Source organism: Pseudoalteromonas sp. Cn5-37, from assembly GCF_021532495.1.
Lineage (GTDB): Bacteria > Pseudomonadota > Gammaproteobacteria > Enterobacterales > Alteromonadaceae > Pseudoalteromonas > Pseudoalteromonas simplex.
Window position 1 is genome coordinate 1 of sequence record NZ_JAKGBA010000037.1, and the last position, 21,854, is coordinate 21,854.

Consider the following 21,854-nt stretch of genomic DNA (forward strand, 5'->3'; position numbering starts at 1 on the left):
GTTTTCGTGCGTTTGGTTCTTTACGAGAAAGCGCTAAAAGCTGTTCAGATATGTTTGAATTCAATGTTATAAGCCGGTGATTTTATATAGCCTATATTAGATCAGATATTTAAGCGGAATGGTATAAAAAAGCCCATACTCTTCGGTTTCTTCTGCTTCGTGGCGCATGAGGTGTTCTGGGCGGAAGATGGCGCTTGGGTCTAATAGTAAGCTGTGTTTATGCTTCATTTTAATTAGCCCGCGCATCATGTTTTTAGTTTGTGGGTCAACATCAAAACCAACAGAGGTAAGCTGCTCTAAAGGTTTGATATCTTCTTTCTTAACATTAATATTGTCTTCGACTTTATCGACCAGAAGCCCTATATGAGGTGTTACACCGTCTTTAGTTGTAAAAATGATGATTGGCTTGTAATCAAGGCTTATCTGCTCTCGGGCCGATTCAAACAACCGGTTTAGCTGATTAAGAGTTTGTCGTTTTTTTTCTTCAAATAAAATAATTACAGAATCTTTTGACTGTGTTTTCCGTACTTCTAGAAGTTCGCTAGCCATAACATGTAGTGCATGGTAGGGCTTTTCAAGTTTGGCAACAATGCTCTTAAGATCTTCATTATCAGTCTCGAAATCTTTGTACCAGCGACTAAATGAGGACTTACTTGGATCTAGCGAATTTGTGGAGGATGTTCCAGTAGATAGGTTGTTTTCTAATACATTAAGCCATTCTAAGTGCTCTTTTTCTCTTTCAACTAATAATTCTGAAAGCGCGGCATTTACTTCGTATGTTGACCTGTTATTTAAAACTACCCCCAAATCAAATATGGGGGTCGGCGTGTCCATATAATCTTTGACCCCGATAAAGCTCTTATTTTCATTGGGCAATGACGTTAAATTACCCTCATAACGTTCAGTTAGAAGAATATCAAGAATTTTTAATGAAATAGTCTTGTGCCCAACTCGGAAATTAATCAGATCCATATTTCCCTCAAAGCCTTGTTAAGTCTTTATAGCATAGAACATTATTATGTTTTTAGTGATGGATTTACAAAATTACTTTTTGAAATAGGAGCGGTAGATTTTTTTATTATTTCCAGCACTATGACTATTAAATAAATCAGCGAATTCAGATGTGTCAGTGAAGAGGTGAGTTAGCTCGGTCAGCAGACATTGATTGTTTAGTGGCGTTGGGCATCTTTGGGTAGCGCTAACCAATGCAACGGCATTCAAATAACCTTCAAATATAATTCTATTCGCACTCGTGTGATAAGGTTCGATATCTTCAATAAATTGCTTACACCAAGAGTTTTTACAGTTATTAGGGTCAGGTACTACTTCAGTGACCATAATGTTGGCGGGCTGTTTAACTCGCTGATATAAATCATGGCTCGAAACGAAAGACACCGAAGTATAGTCTGGGTTGAAGCTTTGTTTGTTTGCTGCATTAATGAATTCAGCGAGAGGCTCGTAGGTGCCGACTAAACAAATTGCGGTTGCTTTACTATCTTTTAGAAGCGCTAAAGCTTTTGAAATATCATCACTATTGCGCTTAAACCGAGCGACTTCTACAGGTTTAATACCATGTATTTTTAATGCATTAACAAGGTTGTTTTCTACCATATAGCCAAACTCATCGGCTTGGATCATCAAGCCAATTTTTTCATGCTTACGCTCTTTCACGAAATAATTAATTTGCTCTATGGCTTCATCTTGGTAGCTCGCACGAAGATTAAATACATTTGGCATTGAGCTATTATGTAAAAAATCAGCGCCTGTAAATGGCATTAGAAATGGAATGCGGTGCCTATCCAGAATAGGTTTAATTGCATGGGCTGTTGGTGTGCCCATAGAGCCAAAAATTGCATGGATCTTTTGATCAAATAAAAACTCGCGAGTATTCACTACGGTATTTTTTGGCTCATAACCATCATCAGCTAAAATCAGATCGATACTTTGCCCATTAATACCGTTTTCTTTGTTGATTTTATTAAAGTAAATATTACTGCCAAGTGCCAATTGTTCGCCTATTTGCTTTGCGGGTCCAGTGAGCGCAGTGGACATCCCGAGTTTAATGGTAGGCTGTGCGTGTTCAGCTAAAGCTATCTGAGGTAGTAGCAAGGTACAAATACATAAACACTTAATGGCTGTGATTTTGAAGTGATTTATAGTGAGCATACCAACCTTGCACTGCGGTTTTGAACTGTGAGTCTAAGTCTTTTTTACCTGTAAAACCGGCTTCTTCGATTAAGCTATTTACAGAGGTTTGCTGTAATACTAGTCGAATAAGGATGAACTTTGTATGTTCATCTAATAAATTTAGACTAATTGGTGTGCTCCAAAGTATTTGCCATAGCAATGGCTGTACTTGGAAGAGGTTAATATCACCAGTTAACAGCCGCTCAGCTCTTGCATCTAAGGCAGAAGATAGATCACTTTTTGGTAAGCCTTTGAATAGCTCTGCAATAAGCTGCCAAGGAAGTGAGCTAAAGTGATCAAGGAGCTGCAAAGAGAGATCTTGCTTAAACTCTTCTATTAACAGTGCTGCGCTATCTGTCGTTTGCTTATCTAATGCTTTAACCACTAAGGCAGCATGTTCTGCCGTTGCTTTGTCATGACTAAATCCAAGCTTAACAACGTTGAAGCCATTACTTTGCCAAAACTTAATTAATGTCGCATTTGCGCCAAAGCTAGCACCAAAATAACTACAATTGCTTAATTGGCTTTCGCAGTGGTTTAACAGGGCTGAGCCTATACCTTGCTGATGACATTCAGGTGCAACAGCTATTCTCACGACTCTCGCTGAGTGTTTACACAAATCTTCTGTTTTTCGGCTTAATTGAGTCAGAGTTTGCGCCATTAAATGACCATGTGGCCGACGCTTTCCTCTTATAACCTGCTCTGCAATCTCAGGCGTTAAGCCACCCTCAATAGCAATTAAGCAAACGGCTTTTAATGCATTTTCTTGTTTGCAGATAAAAAGCTGTAACTCTGGGGCATCAAGCAAGTGGCGTAAGTCGTTTACCGTGGTTTGGTAATGAGCCAACGCCAATAGCGCCATAATTTGGCTAAGCAGCTGCTCATCATCAATGAGTTGCTCTTTGCTTATGTTTTCAAATTGGTAAGACTTACCACTCTGCGTTTCTAGGTACTTTGCATCGAGTAGTAATAGTTCGCGTAGGCTATTTTCGAGGGGGTCATACTTGGCAAAACGAATAGGTTCATCCAAAGTAATTGCCTTTAGCGATTTAAATTGGCTACGTAAGTAATGTAAAAAACGTAACGTGTAACCACGTCCATTTCCTTCATAACCAACCATAGTGCTGGCAAATACGATCCGTGGATAGCTTTTTAGGATCTGCAATAGCATAGGAACCGGAATCGCTGCTGCTTCGTCGACAAATAACAGATCGCAATCAGGTTTTGCATGTAGCAGTGTATCTGGCGCAATATAGCTAAGGTTAGCTAGTTGCTTACAGTTTTGCTCTTTGCTAACACCAAGCTCAGCGGCTAAATGCTTAAAGCTTGTTTGTACGGCTTTGGCTTGGGTGGCGCAAATTAGGATTCTTTTATCTTGAAGATTTGCTGCTGCAAGCCCTAAAGCGGCTGACTTACCACGACCTCGGTCTGCACTGATCACAAAAGGACGATTAGCGCGCCCTGTTGCGGTTTTAATAATTTGCTCAACACATGCTTGTTGTTGCTGATAATTTATCTCAGCAGTTGCTGGCGAAATAGATTGGTAAGCAGGAGGCGAGTGCTTAGTAAAATAATGTGGCTGCAATTTTAGCTTGGCGAAAAAGCGCTGATTAAAAAAGCTGTGTTTAATTTCTTCGCCATAAGAGGTGATACTTGTGAGTGCTGGGTCTTGCCACTTATCGTCATCGGGCAGCAATAATATCAGTACACCGCCTGCTTTTACGGTACCGGCAAGCGCGGCGAGTTTATCGGCATATAAACCGCTAAAACCATCAAAAATTGCGTGTTGAAACTCTTGACCAAGAATCTGGTGAGCATGATTTGGGAACTCACTATTTGCTAATAATGAGCTGCTACTGAAAACATAGGTATTTTTTAGCGCTAATTGGTTTGCAAACTGATAGCACCAAGTTTCGCTGCCTTGCACAATGAAAAGCTGGCGATGCTTTGCAATCACCAGCTCATTACATAGCGCTGTTATATACTCATTATAAGGCTTGAAGTCTTGCATACTGTGTTACAAGCCATTTGCTGCCTAGGTCATCAAAGTTCACTTGAATACGTGACTGTGCGCCGCTACCTTCGTAATTGAGTACGGTTCCTGCACCGAACTTAGCGTGTAATACGCGTTGCCCTAAGTTAAAGCCGCTATCTTCAAATGCGGCATGTGTTACTGATGGACTAAAACGACCTGCCGCAGGTGGCCTTGAAACCTGTGTTTTAATACGAATTTCTTCGATACAGTCTTCAGGCATTTCGCGTAAAAAGCGTGATGGGCTGTGGTATTTTTCTTGGCCGTATAAACGGCGACTTTCTGCGTGGCTAATGTATAGTTTTTCCATCGCGCGAGTCATACCAACATAGCAGAGGCGGCGTTCTTCTTCTAAGCGGCCAGACTCTTCATTACTTTGTTGTGATGGGAACATGCCCTCTTCAACACCCACCATGAATACCAGCGGGAATTCTAGGCCTTTTGCTGAGTGCAGTGTCATCATTTGCACCGCGTCTTCGTGCTCGTCAGCTTGACCTTCGCCAGATTCTAGAGAGGTATATGCCAAAAAGCCTTGCAGTGGTGAGCTGAACTCTTCATCTTCAGGGAGTTCGTATTGACCACAAGCACTAATAAGCTCTTCTAAGTTTTCTACGCGGGCACGGCCTTTTTCACCTTTTTCAGCTTGATACATTGCCATTAACCCCGAGCTTTGAATGGCGTATTTCGCTTGCTCTTCTAAGGTGAGATCGCTGATTTTATCTTCGATATGCTCAACAAGTTCTAAGAATTTAGTCACGGCACTTGCTGCACGGCCAGATAAGTGCTGCTGCTCGATAATAGCTTTAGCGGCATACCAAAGTGGCAATGACTCATTGCGCGCGCAATCACGAATGTGGCTTAGTGTTTTATCACCAATGCCGCGAGCAGGGGTGTTAATAACGCGCTCGAAAGCTGCATCATCTTGACGGTTACCAACTAAGCGTAAATACGAAAGTGCATCTTTGATCTCTTGGCGTTCGAAGAAGCGCATACCGCCGTAAATACGGTATTTTAAACCTTCTTGTAGCATTGCTTCTTCGAGTACACGAGATTGCGCATTGTTACGGTATAAAATCGCGGCGTCTTGTAATGCATTACCTGCATTTAGCCAGCTACGTAGTTTGCTGCTAACAAAGCGCGCTTCGTCTAATTCATTAAACGCAGCGTAAACTGAAATCGGCTCACCATCATTGCCGTCTGTCCACAGGCTTTTGCCCATGCGTTCAGCATTGTTTTTGATCAGCGCGTTTGAAGCTTTCAAAATTGTTGCCGTTGAACGGTAATTTTGTTCAAGGCGAATGGTTTCGGCTTCGAAGTCAGTTAAAAAGCGTTTGATATTCTCAATTTTTGCGCCACGCCAGCCATAGATACTTTGGTCATCATCACCGACGATCATAATACTGTTGGTGTTACCTGCGAGTAATTTTAACCAAGCGTACTGAATCGTATTGGTATCCTGGAACTCGTCTACCAGCATATGGGCAAAACGCTGTTGATAATGACGTAAAAGTGTTGGGTGGTTTTTAAGTACTTCGTAGCAGCGCAGCAGTATTTCTGCAAAGTCGACTAAACCTGCACGGTCACAAGCCTCTTGATATGCAGCATAGACTTTTAGCATCATTTGCTCATTAATATCGTAGGCTTGAATGTCTTTAGGTCGCAGACCTTCATCTTTTTTTGCGCTGATATACCAACCAAATTGTTTTGCAGGCCACTTTTTATCATCGATGTTCATCGCTTTGAGTAAGCGTTTGATCATACGTTGTTGATCGTCAGAATCTAAGATTTGAAAGCTTTCAGGTAAGTTCGCTTCACGGTGATGGGCGCGCAGAATACGATGAGATAAGCCGTGGAAAGTACCAATCCACATACCACCAACCGGTGCTTTTAACGTTTCTTCTACACGAGTGCGCATTTCTTTTGCGGCTTTATTTGTGAAGGTTACCGCAAAGATACTGTATGCAGAAGCTTGCTCAACTTGCATGAGCCATGCGATGCGATGAACAAGTACTCGAGTTTTACCAGAACCTGCACCTGCAAGTACTAGCATATTTTGCAATGGGGCTGCGACTGCATCCCGTTGTTTGTCATTTAAGCCATCGAGTAATTCAGAAACGTCCATCGTTACGCCTTTTCAATCTATAATGGGTGGAGTATAACAGGTGTTTATGCAAGGCTAAATAAAATACTGTTTTTATAAACAGCTATTTTGGTAAGTCATTAAAATTGAGAAAATTGTGAATTTGACCGATTTTTAGCAAAAAAAACTAAAATCAAAATAACGCTACTTTTTAACACTTTGATTTGTAAGCCATAATAAGTTGGCATAAAGTGTGTTTACTAAAAGTATAATCATTAAAAACTACAGAGGTTAGTATGGCAGAGCAAGGTTCTGGCGGTAATGTAATCGCAGCAATATGTAATATCTTTTTTCCTGGTTTAGGGCAATTGGTACAAGGCCGTTTAATGGCGGCTATTGCATTCTTTTTAGCATGGGTTATTAGTGGTGCACTAATTTACGTTGCAGTTGGCTTTATTTTACTGCCAATCGTATACCTATGGGCGATTATTGATGCTGCGCGCTTCAAATCGCGACTCTAGCTATTTTTAATAGCACAAACACGAGCGCCATGTTGGCGCTCGTGCTGCTTTAAAGCTACAAAACTCGCCACGTTTAGCTGCAAACGGTATAATTAGCAGATAACGTATTAAGAGTACCCTCCATGGAATATCAATTTATCCGCGATCCTATTAGCGGTTTACGCATTAAAATCTCCTCTGAACATGCCGTCATAGGCCGTTGGCTAAACGAAGAAATCGGTAAAGAAAAAATCGCGATGGTACAAGCATTAATCTCCGCGGTTAAGAGCAGTCATGAGCCTTTAACCTTACAAGGTCAAGAAATTGATTTGATCTTAAGTAAAGACGAAGCGCTATTCGAAGCACATGCGTTACATCAAGACAACGAAGACTTAGTTGCCTACCAAGATGATGATTTAATGCTTGAAGAAGAAGGCTTGTGTAGTGGCTGTGGTTTTGAAGACTTTGTTGATTTAATTGAATCTTGGCAAGAATTTACACAAGGCCGATAAGCAGAAGCATATTCTGCTTATCGATTACTAAATTATTGCTCGCTCACTGATTTAACAGCGGCTAGTAATAAATCTTCTGTTAAGCGTACTTTGTAATTTGGGTTGGCGTATTGAAAATTAACTAACCCATTAGTGTCTATCACAAACACTGCAGGTACGGGTAACGCTACTTTCACTTCGCCCTCTAACGAGACAAAGTTAACCCCAAGTTTGTTGCGGTAAATCTTTGCTGTTTTGTCATCTAAGTAAAACGCTAAACCTAACTTTTGTGCCAACAAAAGGCTGTCGTCAGACAATAATTGATAGTTTGGTGAAGTAATTTTTGATTCAGCGAGCTTTTCAGGACTATCTGGCGAAACGGCAATTATCTGTGCTCCTAAATCCGCTAGCTCTTTCTCAATTTTTTGGACATTGGCCAATTGCTTTGAACAATATGGGCACCAGCCACCACGATAAACAATGAGCACAGTCGTTTTTTCTTTAAAACGCTCAGCGAGTGAGACGGTTTTACCGTATTGATCTTTTAACTCAATATTTGGCACTGCTAAGCCGGGTAATAATGGGCTAACTTGCTCTGCTGATTCGGCAATATTGGCTGCAGTCGCAGCAATAACTTGGCTTGATAGTACAAATAGTGCACTAATGAGTAGAGATTTAAACATAGGCTTCCTCGGTTATTTTTATCAACTGCAAAGCAGACCTGATCATATGTGTTTTTATTTCATCAATGACAAAATTATCTGTAGTATATACATAATTGAAAATGCAAGTTGGGATAAAGAATGTCTGCTAATTTACAAAAACTCGTTGTTATGCTCGAGATGCAAAATGCGATGAATACTAAAGTTCATGAGCAATGGTTTAGCCAAGGTTTTGAATGGTATCGTGCAATTTGGGTTGAGTGTGCTGAAATGCTGGATCACTACGGTTGGAAGTGGTGGAAGAAACAAACCCCAGATACAGAACAAGTTATTTTAGAGTTAGTTGATATTTTCCATTTTGGTTTATCTTTACGTATTGATGGTGAAACCAGCTATGAGCAGTTAGCTGCACAACTTGAAGCTGAGTTAAATGCACCAGTTCAAGCCGATGATTTTAAACAAACACTCGAAGTGTTAGCTGGGTCAGCAGTCGCTGAAAAGAGTTTTAATGCCGCTGCATTTGCAGGTTGTATGGCGCAAATTGGTATGGATATCGATGATTTATACCGTGGCTACGTTGGTAAAAATACCTTGAACTTCTTCCGCCAAGATCATGGCTACAAAGACGGTAGTTATATCAAAGTGTGGAACGGCCAAGAAGATAACGAGCACTTAGTTGAAGTGGTAAAAAGCCTAGATACAGAGCATGCAGATTTTGCAAAACTAGTATATCAAGGCTTAGAGCAGCGTTACCCGAAGTAATTATTTAACGGGTATAAACTCGCGAAAATCGATGGTCGATAAAAAGCCATCGAACTGTTTATGCGGTTGCTGACTATCAGGGTTGGCAACCGCAAGTATATGACCAATACCAAACTCTTTTGCCGCATCTAGCACGGCGGGGCTGTCATCCACAAATAAAGTCCGTTCCTTATCAAACTGCCATTCTTGATGTACTTGTTGCCATAATGGTTGATGCTCTTTACTCACGCCATATTGGTGAGTTGAGATCACCCCATCTAAGTAATTATCGATAGCAGTACGTTCAAACTTTAACATGGCACAATCTGGGTGCGCGTTAGTAAGCATGATCAATTGCTTGCCTGCTTTTCTAAGCTCAGTTAAGAACGGCGGAACATCTTCACGAATTCTGATTAAATGTTGAATGTCACGTTTCAGTGCCATAATTGGTAAATCAAGTTGCTGTTGCCAATAATCTAAACAGTACCAATTAATTTGTCCGTGAACTTGTTGATAACGATGCAAAATGTCAGCTTTTGCTGCGTCTAAGCTGATTTTATGTTTACGCGCATATTGCTCGGGAATAACGGTTAGCCAAAAGTAATTATCAAAATGCAAATCGAGTAGGGTGCCATCCATATCTAACAACACAGTATCGATTTTTGACCAATTTAACATAGGCAATTCACTTTAAAAGATTTATGATGAGCATAACTGCCATGATAGCAAATTAATGCCAATGACACAGAAAAAGCATCCTACACCACCGCAAATTTTGTCTAATGAAGTTGTCGCTAAAAGTCGACTATTTACTGTTGAGTCTCTCGAATTGAAGTTTTCAAATGATGAACAAAGGCAATACGAAAGAATTCGTGGCGGTGGCAGAGGTGCAGTGATGATAGTGCCAGTAACGGCCGATAACGAACTGTTATTAGTGCGAGAGTATTGTGCAGGCACCAATGATTATCAGTTGGGTTTTCCAAAGGGCTTAATTGATCCAGGTGAAACACCACAGCAAGCTGCAGACCGGGAGCTTAAAGAAGAAGTTGGTTTTGGTGCTAAGCATTTCGCTGAACTAAAAAAAGTCAGCATGGCGCCAAGTTACTTTAATGCCACGATGCATATTTTGTATGCTGAAGATCTCTATCCTGAAACCTTACCTGGTGATGAGCCAGAACCGCTTGTCGTTGTAAAATGGCCAATAACTGATTGGCAATCATTATTGCAACAAGAAGACTTTACTGAAGCACGAAGTGTCGCAGCTTTGCTATTATTAACAAAGTACTTAGAGTCGGGAGCGGGCAATGAATGATTTTTTAGAACCGTGTATTCGGTTAGCTGAGCAAGCAGGCGATGCCATTATGGCCATTTATCAGCAGGATGATATTGGTGCTGAGCAAAAGTCAGATCATACTCCGGTCACCAAGGCTGACTTAGCATCAAATGATGTATTAATGGCGGGTTTGAAGAGCATAGCCCCCGATATTCCAATTATGTCAGAAGAAACCCCGATCCCAGCGCTGGCAGATAGAAAAGATTGGCACCGTTATTGGTTGCTTGATCCTATGGATGGTACCGGGGAGTTTATACTTGAAAGCGGTGATTTTGCAGTTAATATCGCTTTAGTTGAAAATAATCGCCCAGTGCTGGGTGTTATTCATTGGCCAGCGAAACAAGTGACTTATTTTGCAAGTTATCAAAATGGCGCATTTAAACGTGAAAATGGCCAAGATCAACAAATTTCAGTAGCAACACCCGATAATTTAACCTTAGCAGTAAGCCGTAGGCAAAAAATTGAAGCGGTCAGTCAGTATTTAAACACTCAGTTTGCGACAGTAGCATTAGGCTCATGCTCATTAAAAGCCTGTATTATTGCAGAGGGTAAAGCTGATTGCTTTTTACGTATCGGACCAACAGGTGAGTGGGATACTGGTGCGTCACAAGTGATTGTTGAAGAGGCCGGTGGCTGCATTACCGATGCTGAATTCAATCCGTTAACTTACAATCAACGAGAAAGCACAGAAAACCCCGATTTTATCGTGATGGGTCACCCCGATTGGGAGTGGCAAAAAATGATTAGTCCTCATCAGCGTGCATTTTAACTTTGTTTTGTGTGCTTTTTGTTCGCTTGAGTTAAATTTGTCACTATAACCCTTGATTTCTAATCTTATTGCTATATGATAGCGCTCTCTCTGAAACAGGGCGTCGTTAACATGCTCATGTTACTAAGAGATTACAGGCGCGGGATGGAGCAGAATGATAAATCATTCGTCGGACTCGCTAATACCTGAAGTCGAAGGTCGTCGGTTTAAATCCGGCTTCTGGGACTCTAAACATACAGGCGCGGGATGGAGCAGCCTGGTAGCTCGTCGGGCTCATAACCCGAAGGTCGTCGGTTCAAATCCGGCTCCCGCAACCAATTCTTTGAATTGGCTGACTTCTTAAATTAAGTGAGAAGTAAAATAAACTTAATATTCAGGCGCGGGATGGAGCAGCCTGGTAGCTCGTCGGGCTCATAACCCGAAGGTCGTCGGTTCAAATCCGGCTCCCGCAACCAATTCTCTGAATTGAAAGCCAAGTTGTCATGTAAAGCAACTTTAAATAAATCTACAATTTCAGGCGCGGGATGGAGCAGCCTGGTAGCTCGTCGGGCTCATAACCCGAAGGTCGTCGGTTCAAATCCGGCTCCCGCAACCAACTGAAATTGAAGATTAAAATTAAATGAGTTTGATAAGTAGGCACGCGAAAGCGTGTTTTTTTATGCCTGAAATTCAGGTTCAGAGCCGAAGGTCGTCGGTTCGCTCTCAAAATTCACAGCTCCCGCATTCAACTGAAATTAAAGATTAAAGTTAAATGAGTTTGATAAGTAGGCACGCGAAAGCGTGTTTTTTTATGTCTGGAATTCAGGCTCATAACCCGAAGTTCGTCGGTTCGCTCTCAAAATTCACAGCTCCCGCAACCAACTGAAATTGAAGATTAAAATTAAATGAGTTTGATAAGTAGGCACGCGAAAGCGTGTTTTTTTATGCCTGAAATTCAGGTTCAGAGCCGAAGGTCGTCGGTTCGCTCTCAAAATTCACAGCTCCCGCAACCAACTGAAATTGAAGATTAAAATTAAATGAGTTTGATAAGTAGGCACGCGAAAGCGTGTTTTTTTATGTCTGAAAAAGTAAGTCTTAAGTAATCATATCACAATCAGTTTGAAGCCGAATCGTGTTATTTGTAGGCTTTAGCCAAGGCCTACTTCAGCGCCGAAAAACATTTCACGGCTAAAGTCGTTCTCATGTTTTGATGTAGGCGTGAAATTTATTTCGCGCGTTATCTTTTGAATATTGCGCGATATAAAATCGCGCCTACAATGCTCGCTTACCGCTATGATAACTCACGCCTAGCATGCTTAAGGTAAGCTTGTAGACTTTCTTGCCAAAGTATTAGGGCTTCGGTTAATAGTTCTTTTAAGGGCTTGTTATCAAGTAACTTACGTTCGATGCGCTTCAGCTCTGTACCGTATCGATTAAATCCTAGCTGCAATGCTGTGCTTGCTTGACGGTGAATCAGTTTGATGCACTGCTCTTTGTCATCATCTACAAGTTGTTGACAACGAATGAGTTTATTTCTAGCAGATAAAACAAACTCATTGTAAATCGATGATACCTCATCCTCGCTGAATGAGCTTATCAATGTAGCAGCTGCCGTTTCATCGTAAAGTGTATCTCGTAATTCCACCGCGATACTCGCAGATTGGTTTGTTTGTGAATCGCTCAGAGCTTGACGTAATTTCTGCTGCTTTATTGGTTTGCCTACAATATCTTTTATACCTAGTGATAAATACTCTTTTATTTCATCTGGACTGAGGCTAGCGGTAAATGCTAATACTGGCGTGCGTTGATTTAAATGGTCGATATTTTTTAGCTTTTTTAAGACTTCTTGCCCTGTTAAATCAGGCAAATTCATATCGAGTAATACCACATCAAAGTGATGTTTCTGCATCAGTTCAATCGCGCTATTGCCATCTTTTGCAAGTTTTATCTTATGCTCATCATCAGCCATAAATTCGATGGCAATTTTCTGATTTAAATCGAGATCTTCAACTAATAACACGTCTAGGCCAGTAACATAATCCTTTGATTGGTGACGCTGTTCAACTAGGCTAAGCTCACCAATAGCAAGTGAAATATCAAAGCTGAAAGTACTGCCTTTTTTAAGCTCACTTTCTATGTTGAGTTTACTGCCTAACTTTTCGAGTAGCCGGCTGGTAATTGCTAAGCCAAGGCCTGTGCCTCCTTTCTCTTTACCTGCACTACTTTGCACGTATGGTTCAGTGAGGTAGGCTATTTCTTCATCTTCAATACCAGGGCCTGAGTCAATCACACTTACTCTAACTAGGTGGTCTAGTTGGCCTTCATTAAGAAGCTTCACATGAATCTTTACGGCTCCTTGGTCAGTAAACTTAATTGCGTTACCTACTAAGTTTATAATAACTTGCCTGAGTTTTTGTTGGTCGCAGTAATAACATGCCTGTTCTGGCAAATCATATATCAACTCAAACTTTAAGTGTTTTTGTTCTGCTAGGGGGCTGAGAAGTAGGCAAAGATTATTTAGCCAAGTTTTAAACTCAACATCCTCTTCATAAAGTGCTTCATCTCGTTGATCTAAGCTGGCGTAGTCGAGAACTTTATCTACTAATAAATTTAATGATTCAGCGGAGTTAATAATTGCTTCGCAATAAGGTTTATCACGGGGGTCACTCGATTGGTTCATGATCAACTGTGCACTACCTAAAATACCGTTTAACGGTGTGCGAATTTCATGACTAATAGTTGATAAGAACAAACCTCTTATTTCTAAATCTTTATGGGCTTTTTCGGTGAGTTGATTAAGGTTTTGCTCACGCCTTTCATTACATAGTAGTGCCATGCCTGTAGCATAGAACATTGGAGCTATTACGCCATTAATAAATAAAGTGAAACTAAACCAGTCTGCAGATAATAGGTTGGCGGTTGTAATATCTCCCATCATTAAAGTACGGCCAGTAAACACCGCTAGGATAATGCTGAGAATTAAAATATAAACAATACTGCCATTAGGGTAACTTTTACGGCCATTACGAATAAACAAAGCCAGTAAAAACAATGATTCAACAATATGTTGAAGGTCAGAAACCAATATTCGGCTGCGTAACTCTGCGCTGTCAGTAGCAAGGTAAATCATAGTGATAGCTAAAGCGACTGTGATCGAAACAAAGGTTTTAAAGCCAACGCATTTGGCATTCAAAAACTGACAAATTGCGAGTACATGGATGATTGAGGCACTAAACAGTAGAGTATTTGCAATGGCAACACTGGCAAGGTTATTAATATGGCCATGTAGTGCAAAACTCATTACTGATGCAAACATCACAAGTGGATAAAAAATATAGAGTAAGGTGCCCGGAGTCTTATTGTTGGTTCGCCAAGTAAGGTAATTAAGAAGGGTCATTACTGCCATCATGGCAGCGCTGGCGTAATATAAAGTAGCTGAGTCGAGCATTGTATTTCCAGTGTTTGGCAATCAGTTTGAGCATAAAGTCAATTACAGTGATTAGCAACCAGAAACAAAAACAGACGCAGTAGCGTCTGTTTTAACAAGTAGGGTATTTCGTTTAACGAATTTCGTCAGGAATGTTTTGCTGAGCCCAAGATAGTAACTCAATACGATTACGACACTTAGTTTTTCTAAATGCACTGTATAAGTGAGTTTTCACTGTATGCGGACTAATACTTAAATCTTCAGCTATTTCTTTGTTTTTCGAACCTTTACTCATTAATGAAATAATAGCTTTTTCACGTTTGGTAAGCTTAACTGGTTCGATATCACCGTCTGTTAATTTATGTAGTGCGTCTTTGTTAAACTGCAACATACGGTTAAGTGCATTACACATAATATCACGACGGTACCAGAGTTGGTCTTCAAGTAACAAACGAATGCCTTTCATTAGCACATCGGCGTTATCCGTGGTGTAAAATACACCTCTTATGCCACTTAGAAGAGCGCGATTAGCTAGTTCTGGGTTTTCATCTAGATTAAATAAAACAATATCGCATTTAATTCGTAGATTAACTAATTGCTCCTTTAGTTTTCCCCACGGATCTGTACTTGACGTTTCAATGAATAGCAATCGTGTGCCTTCAGGTACTTCAGAAATATCAGTACCAGTTGTCACAGTAAGTCCTTGTGTTTTTAACAATGGTTCTAATACATTTACACCAATCGTGTTAATCGGTTCTGGATCTAATAATAAAAAGGCTGAACTACTCATATTTATTCACTCTTGAAAAAAGTTGACAATTGCATCCTATCACGCAATCCACCCCTTTCGTATTAGAAATTTCTGAGACTTGTGCAGGAAAAGTACAGTTTGTGTCTATTTTGTGTCAAAAAATACAGCTAGTTAACTAATTGCAATACATTAACTAGCTGATCTGTCACTATTATAGACAAAAACAGTATCTTTGTTCTACCTTTTACATATTTTTACATACTAAAATATTAGAGATTGGTTTTTTTCTTGTCTTGATAAGGAGGCCAGCCCATTGTTTTACCTGCCAGCATATGTAGGTGTATATGGTACACAGTTTGTCCGCCATGGTCATTACAGTTCATTACGACGCGAAAACCGTCTTCACTAAAGCCAAACTGTTTGGCAAGTTTGGCAGCAACCACATATAAATGACCGACTAAAGATGCATTTTCTTCTGTAACATCATTAATCGTCGCTATTGGTGTTTTTGGGATGATCAGCACATGAAAAGGGGCTTGTGGGTTAATATCTTTAAAAGCTAAAGACAACTCGTCTTCATATACAATATCAGCAGGGATCTCTCGGTTAATAATCTTTGTAAAAATAGTCTCTTGGCTCATACTTAGCTCTCTTATAAATGTGGTTAAATGACCGCCCACTAATGACAAACTTTATTTGCAGTGTCAAACTGAAACTGCCGTAAATTGAACAACCAAGGAGTGAACATGCGTAAGTTAGTATTACTGAGTAGTGCGTTAATGCTATTAAATAGTTTAAGTAGTGTCGCTGAGACTATTCACTTTCCAGAAGAGTTTGTACCTTTACAAGTCGGAGAGCGACTTATTGAGCAGTCGTTTTTCAGTCGTGTTGACGATGTTGAACTTGCTCCTGGTACTTACCAAGTGAAGATGAAATATACCGATCTTTACGAGCAAGGTTATGATGACCACCAAGTTGTTGAGTCAGAGCCATTCTGGGTTGAGCTCACAGTAGAGAGAGGCAAAGACTATGACCTAGTGTTTAATCGTGCCAGTAATGCTGTTGCGGCAGAAGTGTTTGCTGAATCACCGCAAGTAAGCTTAAAAGCCAAGGGCAGTGAACTTGCTGTGCCACTATCGATAGTTAGCTATCGTGCATCTAGCGCGCCTGCACAAGCTGTAGCCAGTGCCCCAGTTGCTGCTACAAGTACAAGCAACAAGCCTGCGACTGCTGTCCCTGTCACATTGCCTGCAAAAGTACCCGGCGGACAAGCGGGTTTGAAAAATATGCCAAGTGCGGCTGCGATGCTTGAGTTTTGGTGGCAACAAGCAAGCCCAGAAGAGCGCCGTGCGTTCTTACAAAAAGTAAGTAACTAATAAAATAATTAAAAAAGGCGCTGATTGCAGCGCCTTTTTTGTGTTTGATGACTTACTTTGCAAATAAGTCGTCAACAGTACCTTGTGCAAGCGGGTGGTAACCCGGACGTGCTTTTAAGTACACATCATGCGCCCAGTCTTTTTTACCGTTTTTAATAAGTGCTTTATAGAGTGGCACAATTAATTTACGACGACCGATGCCTGATAGGTGTTCATCAAGCGCTGGGTAAATTGGTTGATAACCATTACCTACCGCTAGCATAAACCATGCGAAAGCACGCTCTGCATTCGTTGACTGTGTAAGGTTGAATTGATTATCAAGCTCAGTCATTTTTTCAATGCTTAAATCGCGAGGTAGGTTATTCAAAAAGTGTAGCCACTCGTGAACTGACCAATCCGCTGTTGGTAACTGGGCTGCACTAATTTCGCCGTTTAACCATGTTTTGGTTACAGCATCAACTTTATCGAAAGCATCAGACGTTGGGTTAGGGGCATCGCTTGGTAAACCAGGCTCAAAGATCCACTCATTAACTTTATCCATGCTCACAACGCCTGGATATTTTTCGATCAAGTTAGCTTTTAAGTAAGTAACAAATTGCGCTGTTGTAAGAGACTTAAACGCAAATTGGTCAAAGTAACCCTTTACGAATGGGTCAAACTTATCACGGCCAAATTTGTTTTCTAGATAGATTAAGAAAAGCTGACCTTTAGTGTAAGGCACTGAGCTAAATGCATCATCAGGATCGCGGCCATTAAGCTTTAAGTTAAGGCGTGTATCTGGTGCTGGAAGAGTTTTAAGTAATGCGCGTAAGCCCGCTGCATCAAGCGCTTGTTCCATAACTGCACGGTCACGACCAAACACTTCTTCCATAATGCGGTTTTCAACGTAAGACGTGAAACCTTCGTTTAGCCATAAATCTTCCCATGTCGCATTGGTTACTAAGTTACCAGACCAAGAGTGAGCAAGTTCGTGAGCAATTAGGTTTACTAAGCTTTTATCGCCAGCAACAACCGTTGGTGTGATGAATGATAAACGAGGGTTTTCCATGCCACCAAATGGGAAGCTTGGCGGTAGCATTAATAAGTCATAACGACCCCATGCGTATTCGCCGTACATCGCGTTAGTTTTATCGATCATCGCTTGAGTGTCGTTAAACTCAGCAACTGATGCATCTAAAATTGTTGGCTCAGCAAAGATACCCGTTTGCTTAGACATGGCTTTAAATTCTAAATTACCTGCACCAATTGCGATTAAGTATGGCGAAATTGGTTGTGGCATATTAAATAGATAATCGCCGTCCTTATAAAGTGCATCTTTGTTATCAGCACTCATTACCGCACGAATGTCTTTAGGAGTGTGAATACGTGCCGAGTAGGTTACGCGCATTGCTGGCGTATCTTGTACTGGGATCCAACTACGAGCATGAATTGCTTGTGATTGGCTGTACATAAATGGGTGTGATTTACTGGCTGTTTGCTCTGGCGTTAACCACTGTAAACCTGAAGCTTCTGGGCGGCTGTTGTAATAAATACGTGCTTTAACCGCTTGGCTTTTAAATTTAATTGTTAATTTTGAGCCCTTTACGTCATCACGTGCAGCAAGGGTGAAGTCAGCTTTGTGCCAGCTGCCTTTTTGATCTTGATACATTACTTTGTCGATATCTAAATCGCGTGTATCAAGTACCAGTGTTTTGCTTGTTGCGTTGTGCCAATCTAGCGTATGCTCAACAAAACCTTCTAGTTGTTTGTCATCAAAATCAACATCTAAATCTAGTAGTAGGTGAGTGGTTGTTACGTCATCTAAGTTTGCGTAAGTGTGCTGGCTGATTGCATCTGCAGTTGCTTGAGAGCAAGCACCGGCCATAGCAAGACTTAAAAGTAATGGTTTAAACTTCATAATAACCCTGGAACGGAAATGAAAAAGAGCCCGTTTTATAACATGATTAGTGCAGTGGGTTGAGTGATTTTTACAATCTAATGCGTATTTTGCGACGATAGGTTACACTAATGCGATTAGTTACCGGTAACCTTTGAGGCGTTTTGTGGCTCAGTCCCTGCAATCTTTTCATACCTTTTCTTTGCCAAGCCAATGCCAGCATTTTTATCAAATTGATGAAGTGAATCAGCTTTTAAGCACAGACTTTTCTGGGCCATTTTGTATTTTAGGTGAAGGCAGTAATACGGTGTTTTTATCTGACTACCAAGGTTCTGTGATCCACATGAATACGAAGGGAATAGATATAGAGCAGCAAAGCGATGGCTTTTTATTGCACATTGCAGCCGGAGAAAACTGGCACCAATTAGTTGCTATGACTATTGCTAATGATATGCCTGGGCTTGAAAACCTTGCTTTAATACCTGGGACTGTTGGTGCTGCACCAGTGCAAAATATAGGTGCTTACGGTGTAGAGCTTGAAAAGTTTGTGAGTTATGTCGAATACTTTGATATTGCCACCAAAACCATAAAGCGCTTAACTAAAGGCGAATGCCAATTTGGCTATCGTGACTCTATCTTCAAGCATGCACTGAAAAATCAAGCGGTGATCACCCAAGTAGGGTTGCTGTTACCTAAGAAATGGCAGCCAGTGCTGAATTATGGACCATTGCAACAGCTTTCAGAACCCTCTCCACAGCAGGTATTTGAGCAAATCATCACAACCAGAAACAGCAAACTACCAAACCCCAGTGAACTTGCAAATGCAGGCAGTTTTTTCAAAAACCCAGTGATCAGGAATGAGCAACTTGCGTTACTTTTAAAAAGCTACCCAGAGCTACCTCATTACTTTGTGGATGCTGAGTATCATAAAGTTGCGGCGGGGTGGTTGATTGAGCAAGCGGGGTTAAAAGGCTTTAAGGTCGCAGGTATTGAAGTGCATCAGCAGCAAGCGTTAGTGCTAGTAAATCATGGTAACAGTAAAGGTGATGACTTAATTGCCATGGTAAAGCATGTACAACAACAGGTTTGGCATAAATATCAGATTGCTTTACAGCACGAAGTGCGATTGATCAATGCTGATGATGAATGCCACATTGAATTGGGAGCTTCATCATGAAAGCGCCAGATGGAAATAAGCTCGCTATTCTACAAGCTCTAAATACCGGTGGTTTTATTTCTGGTCAGCAATTGGGTGAGCAGCTCGGTATTAGCCGCGCAGCAGTCGGTAAGCATATTCACTCTTTGCAGGAAATGGGGCTCGATATATTTAAGGTTACGGGTAAAGGGTATTGCCTTAATAATAGTGCAGGCTTACTGAACAAAGATAAAATCGGTCAGCATTATAATGAATTAGGTGGCAGCACCGCGAATGTTGAAGTGCAGCCTATTATTGATTCAACCAACAGTGAATTAATGCGCCGTTTGCAAACAGAAGTATCACTGCCATCTGGCAGCGTATTAGTTGCAGAAATGCAGCAAGCGGGAAGAGGGCGCCGTGGGCGCGTTTGGCAATCTCCATTTGGTGCAAACTTATACTTTAGTTACTTTTGGCGTTTGGATGATGGTTTGCAAGCTGCTATGGGGGTATCTATTGCTGTTGGGCTTGCTGTTTACGATACGCTTAAAGCTTTATATCAATTGGATGTAGAGCTTAAGTGGCCAAATGATATCTACTTAAACCGTGAAAAATTAGCGGGTGTATTAGTTGAGCTTGATGGTCAGCCGCAGGGGCCTTGCCAGCTTGTAATAGGTATAGGTATCAATTTACATATGCCAGAAAGTGTTAGCCAACACATAGATCAAGCATGGACTGATTTAAGCCAGCATGTACAGGGATTAGATAAAAACAAGCTGGTGGCCTATTTGTGCTTTTATTTAGAAAAACGCTTAGCTCAGTATCAGCAATCAGGTTTAAACGATATGTATCTACAGTGGAATCAATTAAATGCATTTGCTGGTGAGTGTGTTGAGCTCAATACGGGTCATCGTAGCTGGCGTGGTATTTGTGAAGGAATTGATAACCAAGGTGGCGTGCGTATTCGCCAAGACGGCGAAGTGAAAAGTTATTATGGTGGTGAAATTTCATTACGTAAGGCTGAGCTATGAAATTATTAGTGGATGTTGGCAATACCGCAATTAAAGCCGTTTTGTTTGATGGTAAGGATTACCAAACCTGTGAACTCAGCAATTTACCTTGGTCACAAATAACAGAGCTGGTCTATGCGTGCGTGGGTAACACCGAGCTACTTAAACCGTTATTAGCACAGGCGCAGCAATATGCTGTTCCTTACTTTGAAGCAGAGGTGACCGCTAAACTCGCTACGTTAACCTGTGCTTATCAGCAGTTTCAAAACCTAGGAATTGATCGCTGGCTCGCGGTGATCGCTGCGTATGTAGAATATCCCGAGCAAAACTGCATTATTATTGATGCCGGTACAGCAACGACAATTGATGTGCTTAATGAAGAAGGTGCGCATCTAGGTGGTTGGATCTTACCTGGCCTTGATTTAATGACCTCTTCACTTACCCAAAATACGCAACGTGTGTTTGATGATGAGCAAATCCCATTTACGACTGAGTTAGGGCGTAATACGCCAAATGGCCTAAAAAATGGTGCCATGGTTGCTACTCTAGGCGCAATCGAGCAGGCAAAACAACACCTTAACCAACAGGATTGCCAGTTAATATTTGCTGGTGGTTATGGAAAGCTGTTAGCAGATACATATATAGATGCTAAGTTTGACAGCTTGCTCGTATTTAAAGGACTGAATTATTGGCGTGAATTAGCTATAAAGCAGTAAAAATACGGCAATTTGCCTGAATAGTGAGCGTTTAACACATAAATTCACATTTTTTTTAATTTTATGGTTGCATCACAATAAACCTTACCTTAGAATCTCGCCCCGTACTAAAGCAGTGCCGACTTAGCTCAGTTGGTAGAGCAACTGACTTGTAATCAGTAGGTCATCCGTTCAACTCGGATAGTCGGCACCACTTTCCTTTTACCGGAAGTGACTTAGTAAAGAATTTTCGTGGAGGGGTTCCCGAGCGGCCAAAGGGATCAGACTGTAAATCTGACGGCTCAGCCTTCGCTGGTTCGAATCCAGCTCCCTCCACCACTTTATTCTTGACGGTTAGAGGTAGTTTAAGAACAGGTTCCTATGCGGGCATCGTATAATGGCTATTACCTCAGCCTTCCAAGCTGATGATGCGGGTTCGATTCCCGCTGCCCGCTCCAGACTTCTGGTGTTGCTGATATAGCTCAGTTGGTAGAGCGCACCCTTGGTAAGGGTGAGGTCGGCAGTTCAAATCTGCCTATCAGCACCAGTATCGAGAACTCATCTTAATTTCTTCCTTTATCTGTCAGAAAAAACTATTTGAAATTTGAAAAAATTAAATTAATCTACCCTCGGTGGATTATTTTCATATGTAATCTAGATACACAAAACTGATAGGTTCCGTCATGGCAAAAGAAAAGTTTGAACGCGTAAAACCGCACGTAAACGTTGGTACAATCGGCCACGTTGACCACGGTAAAACAACTCTAACAGCAGCAATCACTAACGTACTTGCAAAAGTATACGGTGGTG

20 protein-coding genes and 7 tRNA genes are annotated in these 21,854 nt (G+C 41.1%); 17 read left to right on the forward strand and 10 right to left on the reverse strand.

All coding sequences use genetic code 11. The features are described from left to right. Positions 1 to 96: 96 nt before the first annotated feature. From L1266_RS20280 to uvrD, 4 genes are all read right to left on the reverse strand, one after another. Positions 97 to 972, reverse strand: coding sequence for a chemotaxis protein (locus tag L1266_RS20280; RefSeq protein ID WP_235378238.1), 876 nt, complete (start codon positions 970 to 972; stop codon positions 97 to 99). Positions 973 to 1,044: 72 nt separating this feature from the next. Next, positions 1,045 to 2,166 (reverse strand): ABC transporter substrate-binding protein, encoded by a 1,122-nt coding sequence (locus L1266_RS20285; RefSeq protein ID WP_235378239.1) that lies wholly within the window; start codon positions 2,164 to 2,166, stop codon positions 1,045 to 1,047. Beyond that, the gene (locus L1266_RS20290) at positions 2,129 to 4,198 is read right to left on the reverse strand and encodes a GNAT family N-acetyltransferase (RefSeq protein ID WP_235378240.1); all 2,070 of its coding nucleotides are present in this window, start codon (positions 4,196 to 4,198) and stop codon (positions 2,129 to 2,131) included. Before L1266_RS20290 ends, L1266_RS20285 begins: the two co-directional genes overlap by 38 nt. Beyond that, positions 4,176 to 6,341 (reverse strand): DNA helicase II, encoded by a 2,166-nt coding sequence (gene uvrD, locus L1266_RS20295; protein WP_054554879.1) that lies wholly within the window; start codon positions 6,339 to 6,341, stop codon positions 4,176 to 4,178. Before uvrD ends, L1266_RS20290 begins: the two co-directional genes overlap by 23 nt. A 254-nt stretch (positions 6,342 to 6,595) precedes the next feature. Here uvrD and L1266_RS20300 point away from each other — a divergent pair, with 254 nt between their 5' ends. Both L1266_RS20300 and L1266_RS20305 read left to right on the forward strand, forming a co-directional pair. Beyond that, positions 6,596 to 6,820, forward strand: coding sequence for a hypothetical protein (locus tag L1266_RS20300; RefSeq protein WP_054554878.1), 225 nt, complete (start codon positions 6,596 to 6,598; stop codon positions 6,818 to 6,820). 122 nt (positions 6,821 to 6,942) lie between these two features. Further along, the gene (locus tag L1266_RS20305) at positions 6,943 to 7,311 is read left to right on the forward strand and encodes a YacL family protein (protein WP_138602657.1); all 369 of its coding nucleotides are present in this window, start codon (positions 6,943 to 6,945) and stop codon (positions 7,309 to 7,311) included. Positions 7,312 to 7,343: 32 nt separating this feature from the next. Here the strand turns inward: L1266_RS20305 and L1266_RS20310 are convergent, their stop codons facing one another. After that, entirely contained in the window at positions 7,344 to 7,973 is a 630-nt protein-coding gene (locus tag L1266_RS20310; RefSeq protein ID WP_235378241.1) for a peroxiredoxin-like family protein, read from the reverse strand. Between the two features lie 120 nt (positions 7,974 to 8,093). Between L1266_RS20310 and L1266_RS20315 the strand changes: the two genes are divergently transcribed. Beyond that, positions 8,094 to 8,714: a dUTP diphosphatase gene (locus L1266_RS20315; RefSeq protein ID WP_138602654.1), complete on the forward strand. Its 621-nt coding sequence runs from the start codon at positions 8,094 to 8,096 to the stop codon at positions 8,712 to 8,714. On the opposite strand, the gene yrfG is transcribed toward L1266_RS20315, so the two are convergent. Continuing rightward, the gene (gene yrfG / locus L1266_RS20320) at positions 8,715 to 9,371 is read right to left on the reverse strand and encodes a GMP/IMP nucleotidase (protein ID WP_235378242.1); all 657 of its coding nucleotides are present in this window, start codon (positions 9,369 to 9,371) and stop codon (positions 8,715 to 8,717) included. A gap of 61 nt (positions 9,372 to 9,432) precedes the next feature. Between yrfG and nudE the strand changes: the two genes are divergently transcribed. The 5 genes from nudE (at position 9,433) to L1266_RS20345 (ending at position 11,390) form a co-directional block, all read left to right on the forward strand. Continuing rightward, complete coding sequence (gene nudE / locus L1266_RS20325) at positions 9,433 to 10,005, forward strand: ADP compounds hydrolase NudE (protein WP_171037179.1); 573 nt, start codon at positions 9,433 to 9,435, stop codon at positions 10,003 to 10,005. After that, entirely contained in the window at positions 9,998 to 10,795 is a 798-nt protein-coding gene (gene cysQ, locus L1266_RS20330; RefSeq protein ID WP_054554872.1) for a 3'(2'),5'-bisphosphate nucleotidase CysQ, read from the forward strand. Before nudE ends, cysQ begins: the two co-directional genes overlap by 8 nt. A 240-nt stretch (positions 10,796 to 11,035) precedes the next feature. After that, positions 11,036 to 11,112: transfer RNA gene (locus L1266_RS20335), tRNA-Met, on the forward strand. A gap of 61 nt (positions 11,113 to 11,173) precedes the next feature. Then, positions 11,174 to 11,250: transfer RNA gene (locus L1266_RS20340), tRNA-Met, on the forward strand. A gap of 63 nt (positions 11,251 to 11,313) precedes the next feature. After that, positions 11,314 to 11,390: transfer RNA gene (locus L1266_RS20345), tRNA-Met, on the forward strand. 675 nt (positions 11,391 to 12,065) lie between these two features. On the opposite strand, the gene L1266_RS20350 is transcribed toward L1266_RS20345, so the two are convergent. The 3 genes from L1266_RS20350 to L1266_RS20360 all read right to left on the reverse strand — a co-directional run bounded on the left by L1266_RS20350 (position 12,066) and on the right by L1266_RS20360 (position 15,593). Next, positions 12,066 to 14,222 carry an ATP-binding protein gene (locus L1266_RS20350; RefSeq protein ID WP_054554871.1) on the reverse strand — a complete coding sequence of 719 codons (2,157 nt, stop codon included), beginning with the start codon at positions 14,220 to 14,222 and terminating at the stop codon, positions 12,066 to 12,068. 112 nt (positions 14,223 to 14,334) lie between these two features. Continuing rightward, positions 14,335 to 14,991 carry a helix-turn-helix transcriptional regulator gene (locus L1266_RS20355; RefSeq protein WP_054554870.1) on the reverse strand — a complete coding sequence of 219 codons (657 nt, stop codon included), beginning with the start codon at positions 14,989 to 14,991 and terminating at the stop codon, positions 14,335 to 14,337. Positions 14,992 to 15,221: 230 nt separating this feature from the next. After that, a complete protein-coding gene (locus L1266_RS20360; RefSeq protein WP_054554869.1) occupies positions 15,222 to 15,593 on the reverse strand; it encodes a histidine triad nucleotide-binding protein in 372 nt (123 codons plus the stop codon). Between the two features lie 105 nt (positions 15,594 to 15,698). Between L1266_RS20360 and L1266_RS20365 the strand changes: the two genes are divergently transcribed. Continuing rightward, positions 15,699 to 16,328, forward strand: coding sequence for a DUF2057 domain-containing protein (locus L1266_RS20365; RefSeq protein ID WP_235378243.1), 630 nt, complete (start codon positions 15,699 to 15,701; stop codon positions 16,326 to 16,328). Positions 16,329 to 16,380: 52 nt separating this feature from the next. Here the strand turns inward: L1266_RS20365 and L1266_RS20370 are convergent, their stop codons facing one another. Beyond that, complete coding sequence (locus L1266_RS20370; protein WP_054554867.1) at positions 16,381 to 18,225, reverse strand: M1 family metallopeptidase; 1,845 nt, start codon at positions 18,223 to 18,225, stop codon at positions 16,381 to 16,383. A 145-nt stretch (positions 18,226 to 18,370) separates the two neighbouring features. On the opposite strand from L1266_RS20370, the gene murB reads away from it, so the two are divergent. The 8 genes from murB to L1266_RS20410 form a co-directional block, all read left to right on the forward strand. Continuing rightward, a complete protein-coding gene (gene murB, locus L1266_RS20375) occupies positions 18,371 to 19,381 on the forward strand; it encodes a UDP-N-acetylmuramate dehydrogenase (protein WP_235378244.1) in 1,011 nt (336 codons plus the stop codon). Beyond that, the gene (gene birA, locus L1266_RS20380) at positions 19,378 to 20,370 is read left to right on the forward strand and encodes a bifunctional biotin--[acetyl-CoA-carboxylase] ligase/biotin operon repressor BirA (RefSeq protein ID WP_130167786.1); all 993 of its coding nucleotides are present in this window, start codon (positions 19,378 to 19,380) and stop codon (positions 20,368 to 20,370) included. Before murB ends, birA begins: the two co-directional genes overlap by 4 nt. Further along, on the forward strand, positions 20,367 to 21,065 hold the full coding sequence (locus L1266_RS20385) for a type III pantothenate kinase (protein ID WP_235378245.1): 699 nt from the start codon (positions 20,367 to 20,369) through the stop codon (positions 21,063 to 21,065). Before birA ends, L1266_RS20385 begins: the two co-directional genes overlap by 4 nt. A gap of 117 nt (positions 21,066 to 21,182) precedes the next feature. Further along, positions 21,183 to 21,258 (forward strand) — tRNA-Thr (locus tag L1266_RS20390). A gap of 40 nt (positions 21,259 to 21,298) precedes the next feature. After that, a tRNA-Tyr gene (locus L1266_RS20395) sits at positions 21,299 to 21,383 on the forward strand. Between the two features lie 44 nt (positions 21,384 to 21,427). Then, a tRNA-Gly gene (locus L1266_RS20400) sits at positions 21,428 to 21,502 on the forward strand. A 13-nt stretch (positions 21,503 to 21,515) separates the two neighbouring features. Further along, positions 21,516 to 21,591 (forward strand) — tRNA-Thr (locus L1266_RS20405). A gap of 136 nt (positions 21,592 to 21,727) precedes the next feature. Then, positions 21,728 to 21,854: GTP-binding protein (locus L1266_RS20410; protein ID WP_033023824.1), on the forward strand; the 127-nt coding region annotated here is incomplete at its 3' end.

Excerpts from the sequence above, each read along its gene's own strand:
- L1266_RS20280 (WP_235378238.1), bottom strand. The coding sequence starts at position 972 with ATGGATCTGATTAATTTCCGAGTTGGGCACAAGACTATTTCATTAAAA.
- L1266_RS20285 (WP_235378239.1), bottom strand. The coding sequence starts at position 2,166 with ATGCTCACTATAAATCACTTCAAAATCACAGCCATTAAGTGTTTATGT.
- L1266_RS20290 (WP_235378240.1), bottom strand. The coding sequence starts at position 4,198 with ATGCAAGACTTCAAGCCTTATAATGAGTATATAACAGCGCTATGTAAT.
- uvrD (WP_054554879.1), bottom strand. The coding sequence starts at position 6,341 with ATGGACGTTTCTGAATTACTCGATGGCTTAAATGACAAACAACGGGAT.
- L1266_RS20300 (WP_054554878.1), top strand. The coding sequence starts at position 6,596 with ATGGCAGAGCAAGGTTCTGGCGGTAATGTAATCGCAGCAATATGTAAT.
- L1266_RS20305 (WP_138602657.1), top strand. The coding sequence starts at position 6,943 with ATGGAATATCAATTTATCCGCGATCCTATTAGCGGTTTACGCATTAAA.
- L1266_RS20310 (WP_235378241.1), bottom strand. The coding sequence starts at position 7,973 with ATGTTTAAATCTCTACTCATTAGTGCACTATTTGTACTATCAAGCCAA.
- L1266_RS20315 (WP_138602654.1), top strand. The coding sequence starts at position 8,094 with ATGTCTGCTAATTTACAAAAACTCGTTGTTATGCTCGAGATGCAAAAT.
- yrfG (WP_235378242.1), bottom strand. The coding sequence starts at position 9,371 with ATGTTAAATTGGTCAAAAATCGATACTGTGTTGTTAGATATGGATGGC.
- nudE (WP_171037179.1), top strand. The coding sequence starts at position 9,433 with ATGACACAGAAAAAGCATCCTACACCACCGCAAATTTTGTCTAATGAA.
- cysQ (WP_054554872.1), top strand. The coding sequence starts at position 9,998 with ATGAATGATTTTTTAGAACCGTGTATTCGGTTAGCTGAGCAAGCAGGC.
- L1266_RS20350 (WP_054554871.1), bottom strand. The coding sequence starts at position 14,222 with ATGCTCGACTCAGCTACTTTATATTACGCCAGCGCTGCCATGATGGCA.
- L1266_RS20355 (WP_054554870.1), bottom strand. The coding sequence starts at position 14,991 with ATGAGTAGTTCAGCCTTTTTATTATTAGATCCAGAACCGATTAACACG.
- L1266_RS20360 (WP_054554869.1), bottom strand. The coding sequence starts at position 15,593 with ATGAGCCAAGAGACTATTTTTACAAAGATTATTAACCGAGAGATCCCT.
- L1266_RS20365 (WP_235378243.1), top strand. The coding sequence starts at position 15,699 with ATGCGTAAGTTAGTATTACTGAGTAGTGCGTTAATGCTATTAAATAGT.
- L1266_RS20370 (WP_054554867.1), bottom strand. The coding sequence starts at position 18,225 with ATGAAGTTTAAACCATTACTTTTAAGTCTTGCTATGGCCGGTGCTTGC.
- birA (WP_130167786.1), top strand. The coding sequence starts at position 19,378 with ATGAAAGCGCCAGATGGAAATAAGCTCGCTATTCTACAAGCTCTAAAT.
- L1266_RS20385 (WP_235378245.1), top strand. The coding sequence starts at position 20,367 with ATGAAATTATTAGTGGATGTTGGCAATACCGCAATTAAAGCCGTTTTG.